We start from the raw sequence: 23,298 nt of genomic DNA on the forward strand, positions 1-23,298 counted from the left end.
AAAATATATGTTTTGCCCGTTTTTTATTATTGAAAATTGCTGTTACTATTTCACCAATTCGAAATCAGATTTCACACGAATATCTGCCGAAGATGACCCTATCATCAATTCAAAATCTCCAGGTTCTGAGCCCCATTCTATTTTATCATTATAGAAAGATAGTTTTTCGTTATCTATTGTAAACTGAATCGTTTTGGTTTCTCCTGCATTTAATTTTACTTTCTGAAAATCTCTAAGTTCTAAAACTGGTCTTACAACTGATCCAAATTTATCTTTTAAATACAATTGTACCACTTCTTCTCCTGCTACTTTTCCAGCATTTTTTAACTGAAAAGAAACTTGAATTTTCTCATTGCTTTTCATTTTGGTTGTAGATAATTTTAAATCAGAATAATCGAATTTAGTATAGCTTAATCCAAATCCGAAAGGGAATTTAGGACTGTTTTTTAAATCTGTATAAGCAGAAACATATCCTTTTGCATCGTCATCTTGTGCTGGTCTTCCTGTGCTATAATGATTGTAGTAAATAGGAATTTGTCCTACTTCTCTCGGGAATGTCATTGGCAATTTTCCTGAAGGATTGTAATCTCCAAATAATACATCTGCAATAGCATTTCCTGCTTCGCTACCTAACCACCATGTATAAAGAATAGCTGGTACATTATCGGCGGTCCAATTAAAAACAAGTGGTCTTCCTGCGTTAACCAAAACTACAACTGGTTTTCCTGTTGCCTGAATCGCTTTTACTAATTCTTCCTGAACTCCTGGTAAGTTTATGTTGCTTCGGCTTTTGGCTTCTCCGCTCATATCATGTCTTTCTCCAATACTCAAGATTACTACATCGGCTTGTTTTGCTGTTGCTATTGCTTCGGCAAAACCATCTTTGTTATCCCCTTCTACTTCACATCCTTTGGCATATAATAGTTTGGTATTCTTCCCTACTTTATTTTGTAATCCGTCCCATTGCGAAACCACCCATTTGTTATAATCTACTTCTGGTAATTCAACTGCCCAGAAACCCATATTGGCTTTGTACTCTTTTACCATTGGCCCTATAAATGCAATTGTTTTTGTGCTTTTAGAAAGTGGTAATATCGCATTGTCATTCTTTAATAAAACGATACTTTTTGCTGCAACTTCACGCGCTGCTTTACGGTGTTCTGGATTATTTAATTCTTGTTTCTCTCTATCTGGATTAGAGTATTTGTATGGATCTTCAAATAATCCTAACTCAAATTTCTTGCGCAAAATTCTTTTTACAGCATCATCTACTAAGTCTATCGAAACTTTGTTTTCTTTTATCAATGCTGCCAAGTTATATCTGTATGCATTACTTTCCATGTCCATATCGCTACCCGCAGTAATTGCAGCTAGTGCAGCTTCTTTAAGATCTTTAGAATAGCCATGTGCAACCATTTCTCCTATTGATCCCCAATCTGAAACTACAAATCCTTGAAAGTTCCATTTTCCTTTTAAAATATCTCTTTGTAAGTGTACATTTCCTGTTGCTGGAATTCCGTTAATATCATTAAATGAATTCATAAATGTTGCTGCTCCAGCATCTAGTGCTGCTTTAAATGGTGGCAAATAGGTTTCCCACAACATTCTTTCGCTCATATCTACCGAGTTATAATCTCTACCTCCAATAGCGGCTCCATAAGCCGCAAAATGTTTTACGCATGCCATTACTGAGTTTAAACTTCCTAGTTTATCGCCTTGAAATCCTTTTACTCTGGCATAAGCTATTCTGGAACCTAAATAGCTATCTTCTCCTGCTCCTTCCATTACACGTCCCCAACGCGGGTCACGACCAATATCGACCATTGGAGCAAATGTCCAATGAATTCCGCTTGCCGCAGCTTCGGTCGCTGCAACTCTAGCCGAAAGTTCTATCGCTGCCAAATCCCAACTTGCAGCTTCTCCTAACGGAATCGGGAATGTGGTTTTAAAACCGTGTATTACATCCTGACCATATAACAATGGTATTTTAAGACGCGATTGCATGGCCAATTCCTGATATTGTCGGGTGTATTTTGTTCCAACTACATTAAGCATTGAACCTACTAAACCTCCTTTAATTTCGGCTTGTTTGTTTGGGTTTATTGTAATAGGTCCTGTTGCAGCATTGTTACCTGTATATTGGTTAAGCTGCCCAATTTTTTCCTCTAGCGTCATTTTTTTTAACAACGCATCTACTTTCTGATCTATTGTTTGCTGTTGTGCTATCGCAAAAAACGAAATCATCAAACAAGTTAATGTGGTAATTCTTTTCATGAAATAAATATTAAATTGGTATTGATTTTTCTACCAAACGTAACTTGCCACCGAACCTGCGTCTAATGAAGTTGCTATTTGTTTTTGATTGTATTTAATGTTGAATGTTTCAGCTTTTTCGCCATCATTTTCAACTATTAAAACAATGTTTCCTTTTGGGGTTTTAAAAGCTACATTGTGTATGTTGCCACTTATATTACTCGCAATTCGTACGGAACCTTCGGGTACAAATTTGGATGCATGTGCAATAATATAATATCCTACTTCTCTCTTTATTACTCCATCTTTATCTATCATCAATGCGCCTTTGCACGTACTGCATCCGCCTGGAGTAAATGGTTTATAAAATTCATCATTGGCTAAGCCCCAAGAAAGCGCATTCTTGCTCCAATTACGCATCGAACTTATTACAACATTTTTTACATTCCATTTTAAATCTGTCTCAAAGCTGCTGCCTGATCCTGTATATTGTTCTGTAAAATAAATATTTTTATTGGGATATGCATCATGTACGGTCGATAGTGCGCTAATATCTCCTTCGTATAAATGAAAAGCCGAACCATCTACAAATGGTAATGCTTTTGCATCTTTTAAAATCGTTAAGGGATATTCGGGTTTGTTACAATTATGATCGTAAGTCACAATTTTGGTTTTGATTTTTGCTTTCGCGAAAGCGGGACCTAAATGATTCCCAATAAAATCTGCCTGCTGTTCTGCAAGCATTAATAAACTTGGATTATTTCCTGGATGTAATGGTTCGTTTTGAGGAGTTATGGCATCAATTATAATCCCTTCTTCTTTCATTTTCTGAATGTATTTTACAAAATAATTCGCATATACTTCGTAATACTGTGGTTGCAAACTTCCTCCTTTTGTACTTCCGTTATCTTTCATCCAAACTGGTGGTGACCAAGGCGATCCCATTATTTTTATATCTGGATTTATAGCAATAATTTCTCTTAAAAGCGGAACTAGCGCTGTTGCATCTGGACCTAGATTAAAATGTTCTAGCTTTAAATCTGTTTTTCCTGCTGGCATATCATCATAAGAGAATACCTCAGCATTAAGATCTGACGCTCCGATGCTAATACGGAGGTAACTAATTCCTACCGAATTATCTTTTGAGCCAAAGAGTTCTTGTAATAATGCTGTTTTTTTTGATTTCTCTAATTTATTAATGGCTTCGGCACTTCCGCCTGTTAATGAAAATCCAAAACCATCTATTGTCTGGAATTTCTTCGAAGCATCTATTTCTATCGTTGGGTTTGTATTTGTTACAGTAGTAAAAACTAATGCTTCAGTTTGTTTTTGAAGCTTTACCGATTGGTCACTTTTGGTAACCCAATATTCCACTTTATCTGTTTTGGATGTTGTAGTTGTAGTCGCATTTTTTGTTGAGCCGCACTTTATTTGCATTGCAATAAGTGGCAGCAAAATCAAAATTTGCATGGTATTATTTATTTTTTTCATGGTTTAGTTAATTTCTATTAAAACAGGGAAATGATCCGATGGGTATTTTAAATCTATTGAATCACTTAAAACTGCATGCTTTTTTATTTTTAGATTGTTATTTTTAGAAACAAAAATATAATCTAGCAATAGCGTAACTGGTTTGTCATGCTTAAATTCATTAAAGGTTCCTGATGGTCCAAATGGCTTTTCTTCTGAAATTTCACGGGTATCGTTCATTATTTTTTTCAAAGAAATAATACGTTCTTCATTGGGTTCTGTATTAAAATCTCCCATAAGAAATACTGGATATCCTTTGGTATTTACTGCTGTCATTTTGGAAAGAATTAGTTCTAATCCTTTGGTTCTTGCTTCTTCGCCTATGTGATCTAAATGTGTATTAAAAACCCAAAATGTTTTTTTAGTTTTTAAGTCTTTAAAAAGTGCGTACGTACAAACTCTATTATAAGCTGCATCCCAACCTTTTGAGATTACATCTGGAGTTTCTGAGAGCCAAAAGGTATTGGCTTGTTGTACTGTGAATCTATCTTTTTTATAAAATATAGAAGATGATTCGCCCTTTCCTTCTCCTTCGCGAGCGACACCTATATGATTATAACTTGGTAATGCCGTTGCAATATCATTAACCTGATTGGGCATTGCTTCTTGTACTCCAAAAATATCTGGGGCATAAAATTGTATTTGTGATGTAAAAAAATCTTTTCGGTTTGGCCATGCATTTTCTCCATCTGAAGCAATATCTAAACGGATATTATAAGTCATGATTTTTAAATTTTGTCCATAAATTCCATTAAAAGACAAAAACATTACAAGGGCGATTAGTTGGTTTATTTTTTTCATAATTAAAGGTTTTAATCCATTAAAGCTCCAGTTTTATCCGAAGCTTTTAATGGAGAAAACTAATCTAACAAAATATTAATTACAAACACTATTATAGGTTTTACTTTACGTTTTTTTAACAACTTACTTCTTTGTAATTGCAAAATCTAGGTAATTCAAATTGAATCCTCCTTTATCAAAAACAACTTTAATTTTGTTTTCTCCTTTTTTCAGCTTTACGCCCGAGAGTATAATTGTTCTCCAAGTTGTATCATTTCCTGTTGCCGGAAGGGTGATTGTTTCTGAGATTTTTCCTGTTTCATTCTCCAGATGTAATTTGCCTTCTTCTTTTTCGCTTGAGTATCTAATGGCAACATCATATGTTGCTGCCGATTTACTTGTTGCTGTAAATTGTAACCATTCGGTATCTTCGATAAATGATACCTGATATCCATTTGAGGAATCGTCTTTGCATGGCAATATATCAACTCCGTCATTTCGCATTGTTTTTCCTTTATTCCATTCTTCAAATGTTCCAGTTTCTACACGATAATTCACAAAATCTTTATCGGAATATGCAAATCCGTTTGTTCCCAAGTCATATTCGGTTGCAAATATTTTTGCAGGTAAAACTCGTTTTTTATAACTTTTTGTTTCATTTGTTTGTACTTGACGAAACATTGCGTCAAGTACGCCTGCCTTTATTGTGGTATTCTCTAACTTAAAATTTTCGGCTAATTGCATCAATGCTTTTTCTGCAAAATCGGGGCTTGGTTTTTCACCTCCATCTTTCCAATATAATCGTAGTTTTTCATACTCGGGTGTTTTGGTAACTGAAGCGATTCCTGCAATATTTTCGATTTTTTTCATTGGCCAAAATGCCCAACCTATATTATTTGTTTCGAATAAAGTAATGGCGTCTTTAAACCAAACATTGGAGTTTTCGCCACCTTCTCCCATCCATATTGGCACATTATATTGTTTTCTATAATCTAGCATTTTCTGGATTGATGCTGTCGTGTTATAATTCCAATATTTATGAAAACTCATTGCCATATTATCATCCCATAGCGGAAACATTCCGTTGTAATTATTTCCCCAACAATTTCCTTCGATAATAATCATGTGATTTTTATCGACTTCGCGGATTGCTTTTGTAATGGAGACTAATAGTTCACGTAAAGGCGCGTTTGAGGTTTCATCGCAACCATTTTTATTTGTTCCTGTAAAATTCCAATTTGGCTCATTTATAATATCATAAGCTCCCATCCATGGATTGTCTTTATAACGTAGAGCTAATTTTCTCCATAATGCGGTCATTTTTTTACGATTGGCTTCGCTTTCCCAAACTGATGGTTTTGTATCATCATAATCAGAGATTGCAGCATCTTTTCCTTGTCCGCCTGGTGCAGCATGAAGATCCAGAATAAGATATATTTTATTTTCAGCACACCACTTTAGCAAGTTATCGGTCATTGTAAAACCTTCTTCTATCCAAGTAATTTCACCGTTCTTTTCTGCTTCTATTGGCGGTGTGTATAAATTATAATGCATTGGCAAACGAATGGAGTTAAATCCCCAAGCTGCCAATGAGTCAACATCTTTTTTGGTTATTCCGTTGGCTCTGTAGGCTTCGTAAAATTTTTCAGTTTTTTCGACTCCGATTAAATCTGTAATTTTTTGTTTTATCACATATTGCGGACTTGCAAATGGTTCGGTTTGAATCATGTATCCTTCCTGAACCATCCATCCTCCTAATCCTAATCCTCTTAATACTATATTTTTACCTTTTCCGTCTACAATATTTTGTCCGCTTTGGTGCAAAAACCCTTGTCCAAAAGAGGTCAATGAAAACAATACCAGTAATGGCAAAACTATTTTTCTCATATATCTATTTTATTTATATAAATTCTAGATCTAATCTTTATCTCCTTTCGTGTTAGCGCAATCCTTAAAATTTTATTTACCACATAGAAACATAAATTTTATACTCTCAAGAAAGACGTTTCACTTATTTAAAACACACATAGCTAACTATGTGAAAGAAATGTTTTTCTTTTTGTCTTCTTTTAGGAAGAAACCTATGTTTCTATGTGCTAAACTAATTCTATCCAAAAGGTTTATTTATCTATATTATTTCCAAGTATAAGTTCCTACTGATCCTCCGTCTAATGAGGTTGTAACCCACTTACCATTAAATTTTATATTGAATATCTCAGTTGTATCGCCATCGTTTTCTACTATCAATACTTTTTTACCTGTTGGGGTTATAAAAGCTACATTTTGCAAATTCCCACTTATATTACTAGAAATTCTTATGGAACCTACGGGAACAAATTTAGAAGCATGGGCTATAATATAATAGGCTAAATTACGATTAAAACTACTGCTAGAATTTACGGTTAATGCGCCTTTGCAAGTATTACAGCCTCCCTGTGTATGTGGTTCAAAAGAACCGTTGTTGGCCAAGTTCCATTCTAATGCATTCTTACTCCAATTACGCATTGAACCAATAATTACATTTTTGAGATGCCATTTTAAATCCCCTTTAAAATCTCCTGTCGAAGAGGTGAACTGCTCTGTGAAATACAAATTTTTATTTGGGAACGCATTATAAACTGTCGAAAGTGCATTGATATTTCCTGCGTATAAATGAAACGCTGATCCATCTACAAAAGGACTTGCGATAGGATCTCCTAAAATCGCCATGGCATATTGTGTATTATCACAATTGTGGTCATAAGCAATAATTTTGGTTGCGAGATTGGCTGCTTTAAATGCTGGGCCTAAATTGTTTTTGATAAAATTTGTTTGTTCTAAAGCGGTCATTACCATACTCGGATTATTCCCACCATGCAATGGTTCGTTTTGTGGAGTAACTGCATCAATGGTTATCCCTTCATTTTTCATTTGCTGAATGTATTTTACAAAATATTTTGCATACACATCATAGTATTGTGTTTGTAGGCTTCCGCCAACAAAACTATCTTTATCTTTCATCCAAAGTGGAGCCGACCAAGGTGTTGCCAATATTTTAATACTTGGATTAATTGCCAGAATTTCTTTTAAAAGTGCAATTACTCCGTTTTTATCAAGGTCTAAACTAAACTTAGCCAAATCTAGATCGGTATCGCCTTTTGGCAAATCATTATAGGTAAATGCTTTCTCATTTAAGTCGGACGCTCCAATACTTATTCTTATATAATTTATTGAAATAGAAGTTTCGGTCGAGCCAAATAATTCCTGTAATAATTCCTTTTTTTTCTGGGTACTTAATTGGTTAATTACCTGTGCACTTCCGCCTGTTAAGGTATATCCAAATCCATCGATGGTTTGGTATTTCTGAGCTTCGTATACCTCAATATTTGTGTATGAATTTGTTGTGGTATTAAACCCAAGAATTCCGTTTTGTTTGGTAAGCAATACTGTCTGATCTCCTTTGGTTAACCAAAAATCTACATCATTAGTAACTACAGTGGGCGGATCTGGTTTTACTGGCGGATTTGGTGCTGGATCGACAGTATCGCTAGTGGAAGAGCATTTTACCTGCAATACGATTAGTGCAGCAAAAAATGCAACTTTTATAATTTTACTTAAATACTGTTTCATTTTATTTTTTTTATAATTTCTTAATAAACTAAAGTTTGCATTGCATGTGCCGGAATTGTAATTGTCTTTTTCTCGGATGCTGTTATTAAATTATATGTTATTTCTTTATCGCTTTTGTTCATTACTACTGTTGCAATTTTTCCATCTGTATTAATAAATGATGTACTTAACAAAGCATCTGTACTTACTTGGGTTATGATTCTTTTGGCATTTGGACGAATAAATTTTGAAAAGTGTCCTATATAATAGTACATCGGTGTGTATATTAATTCATCGGTATTGGTGTTGGCATGAATTGGGGCAAAACAAAAATTACCTACATGGTTTGGTCCTCCATTCTGATCCAAGAGAATATTCCAATCTGTCCAGCCTACTGTTCCGTTATTAAAATCATTAATCATGTTGATTCCGTATCGCTCGGCATTTCCCCAGAATTGATATTTTGTAGCATCAAATTTTTCAATACAACCTTCGGTAAATAATAAGTTTTTATTTGGGTAAGCTGCATGTACTGCTCCAACCGATTCAAATTTAGGTGGCCCTCCTGCCCAGGTTTCGTACCAATGAAATCCTATTCCCCAAGCATATTTAGAAACTTCGGGATCTGAGAAAACAAGACGAGCTCTTTGCTCCAACATTTCGCCACGGTTATGATCCCAGATTATAATATTTTTAGATGCTAATCCTTCTTTTGTCATTGTTGGGCCTAGATAATCTCTTAAAAAATCTCGTTCGGCTTCTGAAGTATATATGCAAGATTCCCAACTTTGGCTTGCCATTGGTTCGTTCTGAATGGATAATCCCCAAATAGGTATACCTTCTTTTTCATATTCGCGAATAAATCTTACGTAATAATCAGCCCATGATTGTGCATATTCTGGCAATAATGTACCTCCTCTTAGCATATTATTATTACTTTTCATAAATGCTGGTGGACTCCACGGACTTGCAAAAAGGGTTAATTTTCCTCCTGCTGTTGCAATCGCTTTTTTTAATAACGGAATACGATATTTACGATCATGCTCTACAGTAAAGGTTTTTAAATCTTTGTCCCCTTCTTGAATATAGGTATAACTACCACTGCTAAAATCTGAACTATGTATTGTGGTTCTTGCCAATGAATAGCCTATTCCTTTGTCGTTATCATAATAAGCAGTAAGAAATTCTTGTTGTTTTTTTGGGCTTAATTTAGCAAAGACTTCTGCACTTGCATCTGTAATGGCTCCTCCGATTCCTAAAAATGTCTGATCTGTTTTTTGAGGATTTACAGTTATTGAAATTGTATTGTTTGAATTCTCTTTTGCGGAAGCGAGAATTAAATTATCTGTTTTAGATAGTTTAAATTTTGTATTCTCGGCTGTTGTAAAGATTTCAATTTTTTGATGATTTTGATTGTGTTCGTTTTTTGAGTTGTTATCTGTCACATTTGATGATGAACAGCTTAATGCAAAAACTATTATCAGTATAGGTGAAATATTTTTTATCAGTTTTATAGTATTGTTCATCTAAGTAGTTTGTTTTTTTTAAATAAAACCAGAAATTAAAAATGAATGAACACATTCAATTTCTGGCTTTTATTATAATTAATAGACTAAAGTTTGAATTGCACGAGCAGGTATTGTAACAACGGTTTTCTCTGATGCGATAATTAAATTATAAGTCACACTTAAATCGGTTTGGTTCATTACAACTGTAATCATTTTGCCATCGGTATTAAGAAATGAGGTACTTAGCAAAGAACTTCTACTTACTGCCGTACTTACTCTTTTTGCATTTGGGCGAATAAATTTTGAGAAATGCCCGATATAATAATATGATGGTGTATAAATTAATTCGCCTGTACTTGTGTCGGCATGAATTGGGGAGAAACAAAAATTCCCCACATGATTTGGCCCTCCATTTTGATCTAAAAGGATATTCCAATCTGTCCATGCAACAGTACCGTTATTAAAATCATTAATCATAGCGATTCCATATCTTTCGGCATTTGGCCAAAATTGATATTTAGCAGCATCAAATTTTTCGATACAACCTTCAGTAAACATTAATTTTTTATCTGGATAGGCTTGGTACACTTGTTTTACATTATCAAACATTGGTGCTCCACCAGTCCATGTTTCGTACCAATGAAAACCCATTCCCCAAACATATTTTGAAGCCTCGGGGTCGGAATAAATTACATTGGCTCTTTGGTTCATTAAATCACGATTATGATCCCAAGCAATAATTTTTTTGTCTCCTAACCCTGCTTTTTTCATTGTTGGCCCTAAGAAGTTTTTTATAAAATCTCTTTCTGCTTCTGCCGAGTAAATACAAGATTCCCATGTTTGCGTTGCCATTGGTTCGTTCTGAACCGATGTTCCCCAAATAGGCATTCCTTCTTTTTCGTAAGCTTTTATAAATTTTACGTAATAATCTGCCCAAGCCTGATTGTATTCTGGTAATAGTGTACCGCCTTTTAGCATGCTTTTATTACTTTTCATAAATGCTGGCGGACTCCAAGGCGCGACATATAAAACCATATTATTGTTAGCAGTTTTCATCGCTTCTTTAATCATTGGTATGCGATATTGCTTGTCATGATCAATATTAAAAGTTTTTAAATCTTTATCTCCTTCTTCGATATAGGTATAGCTTCCACTGCTAAAATCAGAACTATGTATTGTGGTTCTTAGCAATGAATAGCCTATTCCTGTTTTTGTATCGTAGTACGCTTTTAAAAATTCTGCTTGCTTTTCTTTTGATAATTTGGCAAAAACCTCGGCACTTGCATCTGTAATTGCGCCTCCAATTCCCATAAAGGTTTGAAAGGTTTTTTTAGGTTCTACAAAAACCGAAATTTCAGTTTCTAATGGTTGTTTTGATGCTGAAAAAACGAGATTATCTGTTGGTGTTATTCTTAATTTTGAATTATCTGCTGTTGTGTAAACTGCAATTTTTTTTCCATTTGTTGTAAACTCTTGCTTGTTTTTTTGCTGCTGCGAAAAAGCGGTCAACGTAAATAATAAGCAAAGAATTTTATAGCTGTTTTTTTTCATTATTTAATTTTTAATATGCAAATTCTAACAACATTTTCGATGTCAATAAAACATACCTTTTGTGTCTAAGTAATTTAAAAATAGCCCATAGTCATAAAGAAGATGGGCTATTTTACAACCTAACTTAAACTTATTTAACTCAATTCTTAATTATTATTTCCCTCTAAATTCTACTTCTGTAATTGTCATTCCAGTCGGAGTAAATCCGTTACCACCACTTCTTATTACTAAATAGATTTTACCTGATTGTGTGAATTTTACAACATTACTTACCTTGCCTGTAGCACTGTTTTTAACACATCCTACAATCGATAATTTTCCTGCAAATGCGTCTTTCCCGCAACCATCTCCAGAACTCATTCCCATAACTTTATTATCGCCATACTCAACTCCTGAAACCGGAACTGTTTTTCCTGCAAATACTTCAAACCATGTATCGGTAGATCCGCTTGTTGCAGATATATACATATCTATAGTATATTCTTTATCTGCTACAACATCTATTGCCTGATAGATTCCCTCTTGATTCCAAGTAGTTCCGCTTGCATTTATAGTTGCACTTCCTGGGCTAAATGTCCAGGCAGCTAATCCGTTAGTATTAAGATGTAAATTTGTCCATTGTGCTTGTTCAGCAGCGTCTAAGAAGCTACCTCCTTTTACTAAATTTCCTTTTTCTGGATCAGATTTAGCTACAATAATTTCTTTGGTTGCAGTACCTGTAGTTCCTCCACGGCCTACGGCTGTATGTACTACTGTATATTTTCCTGCATCTGGTAAAGAAATTTCAAGATCCATTTTGCCAAAATACTCTGCCTTTCCTACTTTCCAATAAGAATTTAAAACATTGTCTGTCGCGGATTGCAACAAATAAACATTCACCTTTCCTTCTACTGGAGTAATTGTAAATGAAGGATCCACACTTGCAGCAGTCAATCCGTTGCCTGCTCCTGCTGTGTCTGGCTCACAACTTATTAATGAACCTAATGTTCCAAAAGCAAACATTAGGTATATACTTTTTTTAAAAATTATATTTAAATTCATATGATCTTTATTTAATCGTTATAATTAGGGTTCTGAACAATTTTAGTATTTTCTAATTCTTTAAAAGGAATTGGCCAAATTTCATTTTTACCTGCCTGAAATCCTTTAGATGCCAATGCTGCAGCAGCTTTTCCTGTTCTTACTAAATCAAACCAACGGTGTCCTTCTCCAGCTAATTCTTTTCTTCTTTCTAACGCGATTGCATCCATAGAAACTGGAACTGGTCCTAAACCTACACGTGCTCTTACGGCATCTAGTAATGCTTGCGCTCTTGCTCCTGTAGCTCCTAGTGCTTCTGCTTCCATCAAGTAAGTATCTGCTAAACGAATTGCATATACATCTTGTTTGTAATTTAAAGCTGTTGCTCCACTACCTGTAGATGTATCTGAGTTTAAAGGCATGAATTTTTTTAAGAAATATCCTGTATCATCATAGTTAGGAGCCCAATCTGCTTGTTTAGCCGCTTTTAATGCTGCCATATCAAGAATGGTAGCATCAAAACGAGGATCTCCTTTTAAAACATCATACAAACCTTGTCTTACTGTACTAAAACTCCATCCCGAAACATAATCTGGTGCTGTAGAATTTGCTGATCTGTTGTATCCTCTAGGTCCTACCATAATACAAACAGAGTTTCCTTCATCTTTTCCTCCACCCCAAAAGCCCCAATCGGCATTACTTTTATCGGTATGTACAATTTCAATAATCGATTCTGAATTAAACTTGTTGCTTATCTTCCATAAATCAGCAAAATCAGCTACCAGTTTATATCCGTACATACTTGTTCCTCCAGGAGTACCATTTACATCAACAAATTGCGCTGCTGCTAATGCGTTTTTTCCATCGTATAAATAAACTTTTCCTAACAATGCTTTGGCTGCTCCTTGTGATAAGCGACCTGCTTCGTCTGTCATATTTGTAATTATAACAGGTAATCCCGGAAGTGATTCTATTAAATCTTTTTCAATCTGTGCATATACTGCTTCTGGTGTTGCTTGTACTACATTAAAAATATCTGTCGTTTTTATTGGCTCTAATATCAATGGGATATTTCTGAAAGTACGAACCAATTCAAAATAATAATAAGCTCTTAAAGCTTTCGCTTCGGCTGCAAATCTTACTTTTTTAGCTTCATCCATAGGAACTGCTGGTAACTTTTCTAGCAATACGTTTGCTCTAAAAATTCCTTGATAAAAATCTCCCCAAAAGCTACCTGGTATTGTTGATTGGCTAAGCGAATAATCTCCAAATGCATGTATTCCTGCTCCATCTGTAGCACCTCCTCCAGCTGCATTAAAATCATCTGAACCTGCATTTAACATACAGATCATATTTTCAAACCCTTTAGACTGTTTACCAAGTATATCATAAACGGCTACTAATCCTGCATAAGCCTGGCTTTCATTCTGGTAATAGTTTGCTTCTAGTGAAGTTCCTTTTGGCTCTACAGTTAAAAAATCCTCACCGCACGACAGGACAGTAAAAAGTACTCCGCAAACAACAAGTGAATATTTTATATTTTTTAGTTTCATGATTCTCATTTTTATTAAAATTGTAAATTAACTCCCAACATTATAGTTCTAGCCTGAGGGTAAATACCTCTATCTATACCTATAACATTTCCTGTAGTACTGTTTGCTCCGATTTCAGGATCATATCCGGTATATTTAGTAAAAGTGAATAGATTCTCTCCTGTTAAATACACTCTGGTTTTCTCTAAACCAATTTGTCCGATAGTCTTAACTGGCAATGAGTATCCTATCTGAACTGTTTTTATTCTTACGTAATCTCCTTTTTCAAGATAGAAATCTGAAGGATTGTTAAAGTTTTTGTTGGTATCATCAGATGTTAATCTTGGGTAGGTATTAGATGTCCCTTCTCCTGTCCAACGACCTAAAGCGGTAGTCTGATAATTAGAGTTCTCGATATCTAACCTACGTAATCCCTGAAAAATTTTATTTCCGGCAGCTCCTTGAGTAAAAATCATTAAATCGAAATTTTTATAATCTAAGTTTACTGTAAATCCGAAAGTGTATTTTGGTATTGGGCTACCAATAAATGTTCTGTCATCTGAAGTAATTTGACCATCTCCATTTATGTCTTGCCAACGGAAATCTCCAGGTTTAGCATCTGGCTGAATTAATCCTCCTGCTGCATTTTTATAAGCATTAATTTCGTTTTGGTTCTGGAAAATTCCTGCTGTCTTAAATCCGTAGAAAGATCCATAAGGTTGTCCAACTTGCGTTCTTGTAATGTCATAAGTCATCGCTTTAAATTGTTCACCTGTTGCCAAGAAATCAACTCCACGTCCTAGATATGTTACTTCATTTTCCAGATAAGATACGTTTGCGCTTAAAGACATATTAACCTGTCCTAATTTTTTACGGTATCCTAATTCTAAATCGATACCTTTATTTTGCATATCGGCTACGTTTCCTGTTGGATTTCCTGAACCAACATAACCTGGTAACATGATTTCCTGAAGGATTCCCGTAGTTTTTTTAACATACCAGTCTACAGATAAATTAAAATCAGAAAAAATAGTAGCGTCTAAACCTATATTTGTTTGGCTCGTTTCTTCCCATTTTAAATCTGGGTTTGATGGTGCATTCGGGCTATTACCAATAGTTACAGATCCAGATGTTCCTATAGTATAGTTACGACCATCTCCTACAGTTGCCAAATATTTAAAATCTCCAATATTATCGTTACCAGTTACACCGTAACCTCCTCTAAATTTTAATTGATTTACTACTTTATTTTCAACCCAGAAAGCTTCTTTAGATGGAACCCATCCTAATGAGAACGAAGGGAAAGTACCATATTTATTATTTGCTCCAAATCTTGAAGATCCATCTCTACGAATAATACCTGTTACTAAGTATTTCTCTTTAAAATCATACGTTAATCTAGAGAATAAAGAGGTTACTCTGTGCTCATTTCCTGTAGTTGCTGTAGCATTTATTTGATCTTTTGGAAGGTCAAAATTAAAAGATGCATCATCATGAGTATCTACTGGTAAATTAGTATATGTAATTGTTGTACCACTATTTCTATTGTCTACATAAGCTCCCTGACCTAATAATACACTAAAATTATGATCGCCTATACTTTTTGTATAAGAAGCAATATTCTCAATATTCCACCCAAAACCTTGATTTGTATTTCTTGAAAGGTTATTTACTTGTGTAATATTAGTTGAGTTTAAGTAAGCAACTGGTGCAAAGTTTTCATAACCCCAATAAGCAAGTTTCCCTCCTAATGTAGTTCTGAATTTTAATCCTTTTATAGGTTCAATTTCTAAATATGCATTTCCAACAAAATTGTCTGCCCAATTGTAATTTCCTAATCTTGTTTGAGTATACGCTAATGGATTAGACATTTCTTGTGTAACCATAGTCGAAACACCGTAAGGATTTCCAAAAGGATCTCTTAAGATTCCTTTACCATGACCATCAATCCCCACAGAATATGGTGGCAATGCAGCCATTCTAGGATCAGTTACGATAGCAGGAGTAATTGGATCTAAATTTATTGCCGAACTTAATGGTCCTCCAAACTCACTATTTGTATTTCCTAATCCTACCGTTTTCTCTCTAGAGAATCCTAATGTCTGACCGAAAGTGATCCATTTAGATATTTTATGAGTTGAGTTTAAACGAATGTTTTTTCTGTTATAACTCGAAATATCCGTTGTTACTATTCCTTCTTGATCCAAAAGTCCAAAAGAAGCATAAAAAGTAGATACATCATTTCCTCCTGATAAACTTAGCTCTTGACCAATACGTGCTGCACCATCATTAAAAATAACCGATTGCCAATCTGTACCCGCACCTAATGCATTAGGATCTGGAAAAGGTAATGTGAAAGTATCTGTTGGAGATTTTTTAACATATCCATTTGCATACTTCTCATTTCTTAAAGTTGCATATTCAGTAGCATTTAAAAGGTTTAATTTTCTTGCTGCCGAAGAAAAACCAGTATAACCATTATAGCTAACACTCATTTTACCTGATTTTCCTTTTTTGGTAGTAACAATAATTACCCCAGCTGCAGCTCTAGCTCCGTAAATTGCTTGAGAAGCGGCATCTTTTAATACCTCGATCGATGCAATATCCGACTGGTTTAAATATCCAATTCCACCAGCATCAACCACGACTCCATCTACAACCCATAACGGATCATTGTTACCTAAAGTAGTAATACCACGCACACGAATTGTAGATGCTGATCCTGGTTGCCCAGAACTCGCAGCAATAGTAACTCCAGAAACTCTACCTTGCAAAGTTTGTTCAACTCTTGATATCGGTAAGTTTTCGATATCCTGAGCTTTTACCTTTGAGATTGCTCCTGTAACTACACTTTTCTTTTGAGTACCATATCCTACAACAACAACCTCATTTAACGTTTGTGATTCTGGACGTAATTGTACAACTATTTTATTTCTACCATTTATTGGTTCATTAATAGTTCCATAACCTATAAAAGTAATTATTAAAACACCATTAGAAGGTGCCTGAAGTTGAAACTTCCCATCAAAATCGGAAGATGTTCCCTTCCCCGTTCCTTTTATTAAAACAGATGCTCCTGGTACTGGCATACCACTTTCATCATTAACTATTCCGTTTACTGTAACGTCTTGCGCTTGAGCGTAAATTGAGAATAGAATAGATGAAAAACAAAAAATAAGTAATTTTGTTAATTTCATTTTTCTAAAAATTTTGGTTAATTAATTAGTAATTCGAAACAATAATAATGAGTTTTTTTAACTATACGTAATTAATAATCACTACAAAAACACATCAAATCTGAAATTAACACTAGACAAAAACACATCAAAAAAAATATAATAATTTGATTTACAATTATTTAAAAATTAAATTACGCTATTTAAAAAAAATATAAAATTAAAATAAACACTACATTCAATATAAATCGATTACTTTAGCTTTTACAAGGTAATTTTTCAAAATCAAAACAGCAATAAGTATAAAATTTTAAGGATTTTGAAGCAGTTTAAAAATCAAAATAAAATATGTAAGCCTATTATAATGTAATTATGAATTTCACAAGATTTAACTTCATAGCAGTTTATTTTTTATTCTTTTCGAGCATATTATTAGCTCAGGTTAAAAATATCGGGGTTCCGGATATCCGAAACTATAAACGAGCAGAATACAAAGGGGCTACCCAAAACTGGAGTATTGACCAAGATAAAAACGGAAATTTATACTTTGCCAACAATAGTGGTCTTATACAATTTGATGGATCCTCCTGGACAAAATACCTCTTACCCAACTCTACATCGGTACGATCTGTAAAAGTGGATAAATCTGACAGAATATATGTGGGTGGCTATAAAGAACTCGGCTATTTTGATGCAGATGCTAAAGGAAAATTAAAATATACCTCTTTATCAAAACTCATCAAATCAAAAAGCGCTCAGGAATTAGATTTTGTATGGAGAATTCATATTGTTAAGGACGAAGTAATTTTTCAATCCTTTGCCAGAATTTATATTTTTAAAGACAATAAGCTTAAAACAATAGAAGCTCCTAAGCGTTTTCAGTTTTCTTTTCAAATTAATAATACTGTTTACCTACAAGACAATTCTCTGGGTATTTTAGAATATAAAGACGGAAAATTATATCCTCTAAAAGGCACAACTGCTCTAAACAATACTGAGGTGTGGGCTATGTTTAAAATGCCAAATAATAAACTCTTAGTTGCAACTCTAGAAAAAGGGCTTTTTATCTATAGTAATCAAACTCTGACTCCTTGGGATACGGAAGCCAATACTTTTATCAAAAAAAATAGTTCATTAGGAGGAGTTTCCATCAAAGACAAATTCATAGTATTAAATTCTGTTTTAAATGGTATTATTATATCTGACCTTAACGGAAAAATTATTCAACATATTGATCGCAAAAAAGGCTTACAAAACAATACTGTACTTACTTCCTTTATAGATAGCAAAAACAATCTCTGGCTTGGTCTTGATAATGGTATTGCATTTATTAATGAAAGTTCTCCATTTACATATTTTGGTTTTAGTTATGATATAAGTACTGTATATGCATCTGTAATTCATGATGGATATTTATATGTAGCAACAAATCAAGGTGTTTTTTTCCATGCCTGGAATACTGCTTTTAAAGAAGGTGCCTTCTCGCTTGTAGAAGGAACAAATACGCAAACATGGAATATCCAAGTTATTGGTAATGAATTAATATGTGCCAATAATAGAGGTGCTATAATTATAAAAGGAAATAAAGCCGTAAAATTGTTAGATAAGAATGGTTATTTCGGTTTTAGAACAATTCCCAATCATCCAAATTTTGTTATAGGATCTAATTATAATGGATTTGCATTGTTTGAAAAAACAGCAAATGGTTTAGTATTCCGAAATCAAATTGCAGGATTTAATAAATCTTCTATTTTGTTCGAATTAGACAATGACTATTTATGGCTAAAAAAAGATGAATTTTTATATCAAATGAAATTATCTGATGATTTAAAAAAATTCCAATCCATAAAAATAATTCGCAATTTATCAAAAGAAAAAGGCATCGGAAGTATCCAAAAAATAAACAACAACATTTATTTTCAAACAAATAATCATTTCTATAAATATTCTAAAGAGCAAGAAGTTTTCTATAAGGATAAAAAAATGACAGCGCTTTTTAAAGATATCCCCGTGATAAATTCCCTTTATGAAGATTCAAAAGGCAATCTTTGGTATGTATTTAATGAATCTATGGGAGAACTAGTTAAATCTCCAGACGGAAATTATAAAAATGTAGTTGCCCCATTTTCAAACCTAACTGGCAATCTGGTAACCAACTATCTCTCAGTTAACACTATTGATCCTCAAAATATATTTATAGGATTAACAGATGGTCTGGCGCATTATGATTCTCAATTAATAAACAATATTGTAACCAAACCGAACGTGTTCATTCGAACTTTTACTTTTACAAATGACACCTTAACATTCGGTAACCAAAAGAAAATCTCTGAAAAATATCTAATCCCGTATGCTTCAAATCATGTAAAATTTACTTTTTCTTCTCCTACTTATGAGAATCTTGAGAATGTAGAATACTCTTATCAATTAGATCCTTTTGATGAAAAATGGAGTAATTGGTCAACAATTTCAGTAAAGGAATATACCAATTTAAGAGAAGGCAATTATAAAATGAAAGTTAAGGTAAGGAATAGTTACGGGATACAATCTGAGGTAGATGTTATTCCGTTTACCATCTCGCCTCCATGGTATAGACATATTGTAGCTTACATCTTTTATTTCTTACTCGTATTAGTAGCTATATATTTTATTTCCTATCGTATAAAAATGAAGATTAGAAAAAATAAATATTACGAAACAATCGAACAAAGAAGACTTTACTTAGAAAAAGAATCTAAAATAAGACAAGAACAATATCAATTAGAAAAGGAAATTGAAAAATTAAAAAACGACAAATTACAAATAAAGATCCTCACAAAAGACAAAGAACTAGTTAACAATTCTTTGCAAGTAGTAAAAAAGAACAAAATCTTAAATGGAATCATACATAAACTGAAAGAAATTGACATTGAAACATTTGATGAGTCTACAAAGTTTCAGTTTAATAAACTAAACAAAAGTATCGTTAAGGAAGTAAATACAGATAAAAGCTGGAAGGATTTAGAAAAGCATATCAAGAATGTTCATTTTGAATTCCTAAAACGCTTAAAAGAAAAATATCCTAAAATTTCTCCTAGAGAACTAGATTTAGCAACCTATTTATTAATGAATATGTCGACCAAAGAAATTGCCGAAATCATGAATATTTCAAACGGAGGCGTTGAACTAGCTCGCTATAGATTAAGAAAAAAACTAGAATTAAATAAAAAAGAAAACTTAATAGGATTCCTAATGAGTATTTAAACAAAAAAAGCATCCGACAAATCGGATGCTTTTTTGTTATTTATCATTTTTACTTTTAAATAAAATTTAAAACTCTTTCCAGAGCCATACCTCTTGAACCTTTAATTAGCATCGTTTGCTCATTAAAAGTAGTATTCCCTAAATAAGCTGCAAAAGCATCGAACGAATCAAAGAAATGGAAGTTCTCTTTACCAGCTTTATGCTTAAAGAAAGAAGGTCCTATAAAATAACAATTTGTTTTATTTTCACCCAAAAGTGATGTTACAATAGTTTTATGTTCTTGGTCACTTTCAGAACCTAGCTCAAACATATCTCCCAAAATCATGACTTTATTTTGCTTTTCTAATTGAATAAAATTCTCAATTGCAACAGCCATACTACTTGGATTTGCATTGTATGCGTCCAAAATAATTTCATTTGTTCCCTTTACCAATAATTGCGAACGATTATTCTCAGGTATATAACTCTCTAAAGCATCTTTTATAGCAGAATCATCTATCTTAAAATACTTCCCTATCGCCAACGCTGCACTTATGTTATTAGCGTTATATAACCCGATTAAATGCGAAGTAATAGTTTGGTCATTAAATCCTAAAACAACAAAAGGATTTGCTGTAATAGTACTTACAACAACATCTCCGTTAGTATTTTTATACCCAAATGAAAATTTCTTTATTGCACTTGTTTTCTCTACCTGAATAGAATCGTCAAGATTAACAAAAGCCATTTTTTCATGAGCAGAAAGATAAGCATACAATTCGCTTTTCCCCTCTATAACTCCCGAAATGCCTCCAAATCCTTCTAAGTGTGCTTTTCCAAAATTAGTTATATATCCAAAATCTGGTTGAGCTAATTCACATAAAAACTCTATTTCTTTTTTATGATTAGCTCCCATTTCTACAATACCAATTTCGGTTTCTTTTGTAAAAGTCAACAGCGTTAAAGGAACACCAATATGATTGTTTAAATTTCCAACGGTTGCTTTTGTATTATACTTTTTAGAAAGCACAACATTAATCAGTTCCTTAGTTGTCGTTTTTCCATTACTTCCTGTTAAAGCAATAATAGGTAATTGTAAATAGGCACGGTGAAACTTTGCTAATTCTTGCAATGCAATCAAACTGTTTTCGACCAAAATAGTTCTTTGATCAATAAAATAAGATGCATTATCGATAATTACAAATAACGCTCCTTTTTGCAAAGCCTCTTCTGCGAATGTATTTGCATCAAAATTATCTCCTTTTATAGCAAAAAACATTGAATTTAATTCAATTTTACGAGTATCTGTCGAAACTGACTGGCATTGTAAAAACAAATTATGAATGTGAGCAATATCCATTTTAAAACAGATTTAAAACAATAAAAGCCCTAATCAAAGGGCTTTTATTACTATTATTAAATTTCTTAATTTCTAGGTGATTTTCTTTTTTCAGATTTAGGTCCTACTCTTGACATTGCACATCTGAAACCTATGTAATCAGTTGCCATATCTTGTGGGAAATATCTTCTTTGAGCTGGATCTAACCAATATGCTCTATCTCTCCAAGAACCTCCTTTGTAAACTCTAACATTATCATTTACTAAAGTCGTTCTTTTGCTTGACTTGTCATATTTTCTAACCATGTTACCTAAACTATCTGTTGTAACGTTATGTTTAGGAGAATTGTACATTGCTTGTTTTGCTTTATCAGCAGCAGTTTGCTCTTCTTCTGAAGCTCCGAAATCATAATATTTAGATGATTGTTTGTCTCCATCTCTATAGTTAATGTTATCACTTGTAGAGAAGTTTTGTCTCAAATAAGTTTCTTGCTCATCAACAGGAACTTGTGCAATATCTCCAGGGAAATTTCTTGCTACAATTTTACCATTGCTTAAAGTATCATATTTGATAGTTTCTTTAGTAACGATTTCTACTTTACCATCTTTACCAATTTTATTCTTAGCATATAAGTTACCTCTAAAGTAGTTAAAGTCATTCGCTTCATTATCGATAAGAGGTCTGTAAACATCGGCAACCCATTCGGCTACATTTCCAGCCATATCATACAATCCAAAATCATTTGCAGGATATTTTTTTACTTCGTTTGTAATATCTGCACCGTCATCAGACCATCCAGCTATACCACCGTAATCTCCATTACCTTGTTTAAAGTTTGCCAATTGATCACCTCTTGTTGCTCTTTTTCCAGAACGAGTATAATCTCCAGACCAAGGATATTTCTTTTGTCCTTTGTAAATATTGTATTCTCTTTGTCCAACATCTGCAGCTGCAGCATATTCCCACTCTGCCTCAGTTGGTAATCTATATTCTGGTAAGATAATTCCAGAAGAACGCTGTGCATAAACATTTTTAGGCTCTTCAGCAGCATCTCCTTTTTTAGTTCTTCTTACTTTTTTACCTTCTTTTAAAACAATCTCTTCGTTTCCTCCAAATGTAGATGTAGGAGCGATTAAATATGTTTCAGTATTAAAGTTACTTTCAGCACTTACATCATCTGTTTTAGCGCCTTTTTTAAGATATCCATTTTTTTCAAGAACCGCTTCGTTTACACGGTTAGTTCTCCATTTACTAAATTCAACTGCTTGAATCCAGTTTACACCTACTACAGGATAGTTAGCGTATGCAGGATGTCTTAAGTAGTTATTGGTCATAGTTTCATTATAACCTAGACGGTTTCTCCAAACTAAAGTATCTGGCGAAGCTCCTTCATATATATGTTTATAATTTTCTTCTGTTGGTGGGAATACTTTTTTCAACCACTCAAGGTATTCTAGATACATCATGTTAGTCACCTCAGTCTCATCCATATAAAAAGACTGTACGTGTTGTTGTGTTGGTGTATTATTCCAATCATGCATAACATCATCCTGAACTTTACCCATTGTAAACGTCCCTCCTTCTACAAAAACTAGCCCAGGTCCTGCTTGTTGTTTTTTGTTAGAAACATTTTGAGCTGTTCCATTAATACTATTAACATCCCAACCCGTAGCTCTTGATGCACTCGAACTAGATTTTTTACTACAGCTAGCCATTCCCAGAACCAATGTCATAGATAACATTAACTGTAAGGCCATAATTTTGTTTACTTTCATACTCTTTAGTAGGTAATAATTTAG

General features: G+C 33.6%; 13 protein-coding genes. 1 reads left to right on the plus strand and 12 read right to left on the minus strand.

What is annotated here, in order from left to right; genetic code table 11:
• Positions 1 to 45 precede the first annotated feature (45 nt).
• The 10 genes from bglX to IW20_RS14725 all read right to left on the minus strand — a co-directional run bounded on the left by bglX (position 46) and on the right by IW20_RS14725 (position 16,959).
• Positions 46 to 2,274 (minus strand): beta-glucosidase BglX, encoded by a 2,229-nt coding sequence (gene bglX, locus IW20_RS14680; RefSeq protein WP_035623752.1) that lies wholly within the window; start codon positions 2,272 to 2,274, stop codon positions 46 to 48.
• Positions 2,275 to 2,304: 30 nt separating this feature from the next.
• Entirely contained in the window at positions 2,305 to 3,744 is a 1,440-nt protein-coding gene (locus tag IW20_RS14685) for a glycoside hydrolase family 30 protein (protein ID WP_035623754.1), read from the minus strand.
• Positions 3,745 to 3,747: 3 nt separating this feature from the next.
• On the minus strand, positions 3,748 to 4,584 hold the full coding sequence (locus tag IW20_RS14690) for an endonuclease/exonuclease/phosphatase family protein (RefSeq protein WP_035623756.1): 837 nt from the start codon (positions 4,582 to 4,584) through the stop codon (positions 3,748 to 3,750).
• Positions 4,585 to 4,707: 123 nt separating this feature from the next.
• Entirely contained in the window at positions 4,708 to 6,450 is a 1,743-nt protein-coding gene (locus tag IW20_RS14695) for a cellulase family glycosylhydrolase (protein ID WP_035623759.1), read from the minus strand.
• Between the two features lie 246 nt (positions 6,451 to 6,696).
• Positions 6,697 to 8,172 (minus strand): glycoside hydrolase family 30 protein, encoded by a 1,476-nt coding sequence (locus IW20_RS14700; protein WP_035623762.1) that lies wholly within the window; start codon positions 8,170 to 8,172, stop codon positions 6,697 to 6,699.
• A 20-nt stretch (positions 8,173 to 8,192) separates the two neighbouring features.
• On the minus strand, positions 8,193 to 9,677 hold the full coding sequence (locus IW20_RS14705; protein ID WP_051885780.1) for a glycoside hydrolase family 30 protein: 1,485 nt from the start codon (positions 9,675 to 9,677) through the stop codon (positions 8,193 to 8,195).
• A 78-nt stretch (positions 9,678 to 9,755) separates the two neighbouring features.
• Complete coding sequence (locus IW20_RS14710) at positions 9,756 to 11,210, minus strand: glycoside hydrolase family 30 protein (RefSeq protein ID WP_035623765.1); 1,455 nt, start codon at positions 11,208 to 11,210, stop codon at positions 9,756 to 9,758.
• A gap of 153 nt (positions 11,211 to 11,363) precedes the next feature.
• Positions 11,364 to 12,251, minus strand: a complete 888-nt coding sequence (locus IW20_RS14715; RefSeq protein ID WP_123869518.1) for a hypothetical protein — start codon at positions 12,249 to 12,251, stop codon at positions 11,364 to 11,366.
• Between the two features lie 11 nt (positions 12,252 to 12,262).
• Positions 12,263 to 13,783 (minus strand): RagB/SusD family nutrient uptake outer membrane protein, encoded by a 1,521-nt coding sequence (locus IW20_RS14720; RefSeq protein WP_035623770.1) that lies wholly within the window; start codon positions 13,781 to 13,783, stop codon positions 12,263 to 12,265.
• Positions 13,784 to 13,797: 14 nt separating this feature from the next.
• Positions 13,798 to 16,959: a SusC/RagA family TonB-linked outer membrane protein gene (locus tag IW20_RS14725; protein WP_035623772.1), complete on the minus strand. Its 3,162-nt coding sequence runs from the start codon at positions 16,957 to 16,959 to the stop codon at positions 13,798 to 13,800.
• Positions 16,960 to 17,310: 351 nt separating this feature from the next.
• Here IW20_RS14725 and IW20_RS14730 point away from each other — a divergent pair, with 351 nt between their 5' ends.
• Complete coding sequence (locus IW20_RS14730; protein WP_035623773.1) at positions 17,311 to 20,181, plus strand: triple tyrosine motif-containing protein; 2,871 nt, start codon at positions 17,311 to 17,313, stop codon at positions 20,179 to 20,181.
• Between the two features lie 55 nt (positions 20,182 to 20,236).
• Here the strand turns inward: IW20_RS14730 and IW20_RS14735 are convergent, their stop codons facing one another.
• Positions 20,237 to 21,520 carry a UDP-N-acetylmuramoyl-tripeptide--D-alanyl-D-alanine ligase gene (locus IW20_RS14735; RefSeq protein ID WP_035623776.1) on the minus strand — a complete coding sequence of 428 codons (1,284 nt, stop codon included), beginning with the start codon at positions 21,518 to 21,520 and terminating at the stop codon, positions 20,237 to 20,239.
• A 65-nt stretch (positions 21,521 to 21,585) separates the two neighbouring features.
• A complete protein-coding gene (gene gldJ, locus IW20_RS14740; protein WP_035623779.1) occupies positions 21,586 to 23,274 on the minus strand; it encodes a gliding motility lipoprotein GldJ in 1,689 nt (562 codons plus the stop codon).
• Positions 23,275 to 23,298: the final 24 nt, after the last annotated feature.

This window comes from Flavobacterium hydatis (assembly GCF_000737695.1).
Lineage (GTDB): Bacteria > Bacteroidota > Bacteroidia > Flavobacteriales > Flavobacteriaceae > Flavobacterium > Flavobacterium hydatis.

Coding starts and splice junctions, on each gene's coding strand:
- bglX (WP_035623752.1), bottom strand. CDS start 2,274: ATGAAAAGAATTACCACATTAACTTGTTTGATGATTTCGTTTTTTGCG.
- IW20_RS14685 (WP_035623754.1), bottom strand. CDS start 3,744: ATGAAAAAAATAAATAATACCATGCAAATTTTGATTTTGCTGCCACTT.
- IW20_RS14690 (WP_035623756.1), bottom strand. CDS start 4,584: ATGAAAAAAATAAACCAACTAATCGCCCTTGTAATGTTTTTGTCTTTT.
- IW20_RS14695 (WP_035623759.1), bottom strand. CDS start 6,450: ATGAGAAAAATAGTTTTGCCATTACTGGTATTGTTTTCATTGACCTCT.
- IW20_RS14700 (WP_035623762.1), bottom strand. CDS start 8,172: ATGAAACAGTATTTAAGTAAAATTATAAAAGTTGCATTTTTTGCTGCA.
- IW20_RS14705 (WP_051885780.1), bottom strand. CDS start 9,677: ATGAACAATACTATAAAACTGATAAAAAATATTTCACCTATACTGATA.
- IW20_RS14710 (WP_035623765.1), bottom strand. CDS start 11,210: ATGAAAAAAAACAGCTATAAAATTCTTTGCTTATTATTTACGTTGACC.
- IW20_RS14715 (WP_123869518.1), bottom strand. CDS start 12,251: ATGAATTTAAATATAATTTTTAAAAAAAGTATATACCTAATGTTTGCT.
- IW20_RS14720 (WP_035623770.1), bottom strand. CDS start 13,783: ATGAAACTAAAAAATATAAAATATTCACTTGTTGTTTGCGGAGTACTT.
- IW20_RS14725 (WP_035623772.1), bottom strand. CDS start 16,959: ATGAAATTAACAAAATTACTTATTTTTTGTTTTTCATCTATTCTATTC.
- IW20_RS14730 (WP_035623773.1), top strand. CDS start 17,311: ATGAATTTCACAAGATTTAACTTCATAGCAGTTTATTTTTTATTCTTT.
- IW20_RS14735 (WP_035623776.1), bottom strand. CDS start 21,520: ATGGATATTGCTCACATTCATAATTTGTTTTTACAATGCCAGTCAGTT.
- gldJ (WP_035623779.1), bottom strand. CDS start 23,274: ATGAAAGTAAACAAAATTATGGCCTTACAGTTAATGTTATCTATGACA.